This is a genomic window from Flavobacterium sp., assembly GCF_044369455.1.
In the GTDB taxonomy this organism is placed as follows: Bacteria; Bacteroidota; Bacteroidia; order Flavobacteriales; family Flavobacteriaceae; genus Flavobacterium.
Window position 1 is genome coordinate 1 of the sequence record NZ_JBIPLW010000068.1, and the last position, 4875, is coordinate 4875.

Annotated in this window: 4 protein-coding genes and 1 pseudogene; 1 reads left to right on the top strand and 4 read right to left on the bottom strand. The window is 61.5% G+C overall.

The features are described 5' to 3' along the window. The first annotated feature begins 125 nt into the window (after window positions 1–125). The gene (locus ACIQ2L_RS14240) at window positions 126–830 is read left to right on the top strand and encodes a M15 family metallopeptidase (protein WP_396160000.1); all 705 of its coding nucleotides are present in this window, start codon (window positions 126–128) and stop codon (window positions 828–830) included. 60 nt (window positions 831–890) lie between these two features. Here ACIQ2L_RS14240 and ACIQ2L_RS14245 read toward each other — a convergent pair whose 3' ends face one another. From ACIQ2L_RS14245 to ACIQ2L_RS14260, 4 genes and pseudogenes are all read right to left on the bottom strand, one after another. Continuing rightward, window positions 891–2216, bottom strand: coding sequence for a hypothetical protein (locus tag ACIQ2L_RS14245; RefSeq protein ID WP_396160002.1), 1326 nt, complete (start codon window positions 2214–2216; stop codon window positions 891–893). Window positions 2217–2512: 296 nt separating this feature from the next. Beyond that, window positions 2513–2758, bottom strand: a pseudogene (locus ACIQ2L_RS14250) (transposase); the annotation flags it as partial. Between the two features lie 110 nt (window positions 2759–2868). Next, window positions 2869–4257 carry an MFS transporter gene (locus tag ACIQ2L_RS14255; RefSeq protein ID WP_396160004.1) on the bottom strand — a complete coding sequence of 463 codons (1389 nt, stop codon included), beginning with the start codon at window positions 4255–4257 and terminating at the stop codon, window positions 2869–2871. Window positions 4258–4294: 37 nt separating this feature from the next. Further along, the coding region (locus ACIQ2L_RS14260) for a phytanoyl-CoA dioxygenase family protein (protein WP_396160006.1) at window positions 4295–4875 on the bottom strand (581 nt) is incomplete at its 5' end.

The window sequence follows — 4875 nt, forward strand, 5'->3', positions numbered from 1 at the left end:
CCAGACCGAACGCACCCGCCAGCACCAACTCACGTCGCAGCATAAGACACCCCCTATTGATGCTCGTGATTGTAAAGGCGCATCCGGCGGGGTGAAATGAAGGCATCCCGTTCCGGAGTGATGCCATGACCCGATACGCGCCTCTCGCCGCCGTCACGGCGTGCATGCTGTCTGTCGCGTATGGGTTGGCGATGGCAGAGCCCACTGAGCATCCGCCCGAGCGGGAAGATCCGGGCCTGGTGGACATCCTGAGCCGCGTGCCCGATGCCCGGGTGACGATGCGCTACGCCAGCGAGGACAATCTCGTCGGTGCAGTCGTCGACGGGTACGAGCGGCCGCGCTGCCTGTTGAGCCCCGCAGCCGCGGATGCACTGGCCGGTGTGCAAGCGGAACTCCGCTCCTTCGGCCTGTCGATCCTGATGTTCGACTGCTACCGGCCGCAACGCGCCGTCGACCACTTCGTGCGCTGGTCCTCGGACCCGGCCGATCAGAAGACGCGCGCCCGTTACTATCCGAACGAAGACAAGGCAAAGATGTTCGAGAAGGGCTACATCGACCGCCGTTCGGGCCATTCGCGCGGCAGCACGGTCGACATCACTTTGGCGGACGCCACAGGGAAGGAACTCGATATGGGTACCGGCTGGGACTTCATGGACCCCAGTTCCGCGACGGAATACCCGGCGCTGCCCGAGACCGCAAGGCGGAACCGCTTGATGCTGAAGTCACTGATGGCCGCCCATGGCTTCCGCAATTACGCGGGCGAGTGGTGGCATTACACGCTGGAGGAGGAACCCTGGCCGGATCGTTACTTCGACGTGCCGGTGCGCTGAGGCGCGGGATCGAGAGGAAGCGGTGACACTCCCCGCAGGAGTGCCACCGCCGGGCGCCGCTCAGGGCGTGGGATTGTCGTCGCAGGAATCGTCGTCGTCGACGGAGTCGTCGGCACCGTCGTTGTCGTCATCCGTGTCGCTGTCGTCAGACTCGCCGTCGTTGTCCTCGTCGGTGTCGGAGGCATCTTTCAAGCCGTCGTTGTCACTGTCGTCGTCCGAGTCGTCGGACACACCGTCGTTGTCGCTGTCACTGTCGATCGAGTCGTCCAGGCCGTCGCCGTCCGAGTCGCCGCAGGCATTGTCCTCGTCGTCGTCGTTCACCTGATCGTTGTCATCGTCGGTGTCGGCGCTGTCGTCAGAGCCGTCATTGTCGTCGTCGGTATCTGCGCTGTCGTCTACCCCGTCGTTGTCATCGTCGGTGTCGATGCTGTCATTGATGCCGTCATTGTCGTCATCTCTGTCGATCGCATCCGTACGGCCGTCACCGTCATCGTCGAAATCGCTGCGGTCGCGGGAATCCGGAATCTGGTCGTTGTCGTCGTCTGTATCGACGCTGTCGTCCAGACCGTCGCCGTCGTCATCGGCATCCTCGCAATCGGGAAGGCCGTCCTGGTCGTCGTCGGCCTTCAGGGTGTCGCAGGCGTCACCAAGTCCGTCGTTGTCATCATCGCCATCGCGGCTGTCGGGCACGCCGTCATTGTCATCGTCCTTGTCGGAGCGGTCGCGAATGCCGTCGTTGTCATCGTCCTGGTCGATGCGATCGGGGACGCCATCGTTATCGTCATCGAAGTCAACCGCATCGCGCACGCCGTCGCTGTCGTCGTCGAGGGTGTCAGACGCCTCGCTCATGTCTGAGAGATCGTTGCCGTTGTCGTCGATGTCCTCGAGGTCAGGAGTGCCGTCGTTGTCGTCGTCGGAGTCGGCGCTGTCGTCGATACCGTCGTTGTCGTCGTCGCTGTCATCGGTATCGTCGAGATCATCAAGGCCGTCGTTGTCGTCGTCGCTGTCGATCGAGTCAGGCGACCCGTCGTTGTCGTCATCGGGATCCAAGGAGTCCGTGATGCCGTCGTTGTCGCCGTCGTTGTCTTCACGGTCGAGGCGGTCGACGATGCCGTCGTTGTCATCGTCACGGTCGGCGCTGTCGGCGATGCCGTCGTTGTCGTCATCGCGGTCGAGGCGGTCGACGGTACCGTCGTTGTCGTCGTCACGGTCGGCTGCGTTCGGGATGCCGTCATTGTCTTCGTCCAGATCCGCGGCAAAGGCGACAAGACCCTGCACAGGAAGCGCAAGGCTACCCGCAGGCATGAACACTGGCGCGGCTGCCAGCGCAATGGCGAGGGCAAGGGGCTTGGGACTGAGTTTGGGCATGACGGTCTCCAGATGCATGGATCGGGCTGTAGCGCCCACAAACCTAGACGGCCGTCTTCAAAGACACAACCCCGAACGCGCAGAACTGTGACGCTGATCAAACAAAGCTGCAGATAGCTCTCACACAACGATCACAAAGTCATCGAGCCCAACCGCCGGCTTTGCTGCATCCCCAAACACCGCAAACTGCACAGCCCCCACCCCGCCAGCCCCATCCGCGTCGTAATACAGAGCGCCCGTGGAGCTGTCGTAAATGACCCGCTGCTCTGTCGTCAGCGCGGGTATGGATGATCTCATCCCGAGAACTGGACAGGTCAGACCGTGAATTTCCGTCCGTTTGTGGAATCGTTAAACTGGCTGGCGAACAGCGCTGGCGCGGCACCCGACAGGACTGAATGTGGCCGGAAATCGTTGAAGCCTTGCCTCCAATTTTCGATCTTGGCATGGGCGTCTTTGAGGGACAAGAACCAATGCACGTTCAGACATTCACCTCGGAAACTGCCGTTGAACGATTCGATGAACGGCTTGTCAGTCGGCTTGCCTGGCCGTGAGAAGTCCACCGGTAATCCCTTTTTTCCACCGTCCGCGAAGGTAGGGATTCTTACAACAGGATGCGCTCTTGGGGTGCCGTGCCCTGCGGCACCGCTGCCGAAACGCTCGAGCGTCGCCGCTACCTCCGGAGCGGTCGCGTGAACTCGCAGTTGTACACAAACCAGATCCCGGCAGACGCGAATACGAACCACACGCCCATGTAGCCCAGCCCAAGCCACGCAAGAACCGGCTCGGAGATCGTGGGGTTTTCTGCGGCGGTTGGGTAGTTGATCAGGGTGAGCAGCAACCCCGCGAGTAATGTGCCAAGCGCCGCCGCGGCTTTGTCGACAAAGACCTGGTACGCGAAAATCACCCCCTCCAGACGCTTGCCCATCGACTCGGCCACATGGTCGGTGACGTCTGCATACAGCGAGTAAATGATGGAAGCCGTCACAACCCACAGCAGCTGGCTGAGGAAGTCATAGGCCGCAAGGAGCCACCACAGGCCATCGCTTCCGCGCTCCGGAATCAGTTTCAGCACGAGCAGCGGCGGCAGGATCATGCTGATCGCCACGGATGCGGTCAGAAACCGGATGGCCATGATTCTCTTGTCGCCTTTGACGACAAACTTCCGGACGACCGGGGCGACCGCAAGTGATGCGAGCGCTTCAAAGATCATCAGGATGGTCATCTGCTCGCTGCGGATTCCGTAGAAAAAACTGTACTGATAGATCCAGAGCGCGGCGCATGCCCCGAGCCCGATACCCACGCACAGGCTGGACAGGAGAAGCGCCCGCAGTGAGCGGACCTGAAACAGCTGGCCGAAAGAGCGGGCCATGTCCTTCAGACCCGGAGTCTGCTCGCTGGTAGTCATATGAAGACGCGGGATCTCGGGATGAAGTCCGATAGAGGAAAACAGCAGCGAAGCCAGGATGATTGCGGCCCAGAAGACGGCGGCTTGCTGATACCCGGCGATATTGGTCTGACCATTGACTAATTCGGCGGAATCCTTGAGCCAGATGCCGTACATCGCGACCGACATCACCGCACCGGTGAACCAGCTTGCCGAAATCGGCAGTGACGCAAGCCGGGTACGTTCGTCATAGTCCGCGGTCAATTCCGCCACCATCGTCCGGACCGGCACATCGAATGACGCCATCGACAGTCGCAGCAGGATTGACAGCGTCAGGAGATAACCGAACAGGGCCGATTGCGAACTCGCCCCCGAGGGCGGATACCACACGAGCACGTACAACACGGTAAGCGGCAGGATCGAGGCGTACATAAACGGATGGCGCCGGCCCAGGCGTGATCGCCAGTTGTCGGACACGTATCCGAGCAGTGGACTGGCAATCGCGTCAATCGCTAGCGCGAGTGCGAGCGCAAGACCGGTCAGGCCGGCAGAAAGACCAACGACCTGGCTGTAGAAAAAGAACAGGAAATAGTCGATCCCATTGCTGATGATGCCCGCGGTGGGGACCCCGCTGCACGCGAAAGCCAGCCGTGAAAGCGGTGCAACCCTCGTCATCAGCCGGGAACCTTTGCCGGACTCTCAATCCGCCGCGTCAATGATCGCACGCGTTTTGCTGAGCCGCCGCACGCGCAACCTCCGACGATGATGGTGGGCGTAAATCCGCGCCCGCAGCCACTTGCCCGCGCGCGACAGCCGCGGATTCATCTTGCCGCACCCAGACCGGATCATTGCCGTCGTAGTAGCCGAGCAGATCGTGACCGGCCCCATGAGTCGTATACCCCAGCAGGCGCCGAACTCGTTCGTCGTACTGCCGCGCCGATTGCGGAGGCACCTCTAGAGTGTGGTTCTCCTCCGCGCGAAGCCAGCCCAGACAATAGGTATTGATGAGTCCCATCCGGGGAGTGTGGCTGTGGTTTGCACCGCCGCCGTGCCAAGTCGATCCCAGATAGAACAGGGCAGAGCCTGTTGGCATGACTGCCTGGGTCCAATGTGTGAGGTCCGGCTTGTGCCACGCGCGGAGAAAGCGATGACTGCCGGGTACCACGCGAGTTGCTCCGTTCTCCTGCGTAAAGTCGGTGAACGCCCACATCACGCCGATCTGGAGTTCGAGTCCGGCGAACTGAATCGGATAGCCCGTATCGTCGCGATGCAGTTGCTGGTCGCTCTCCCCGG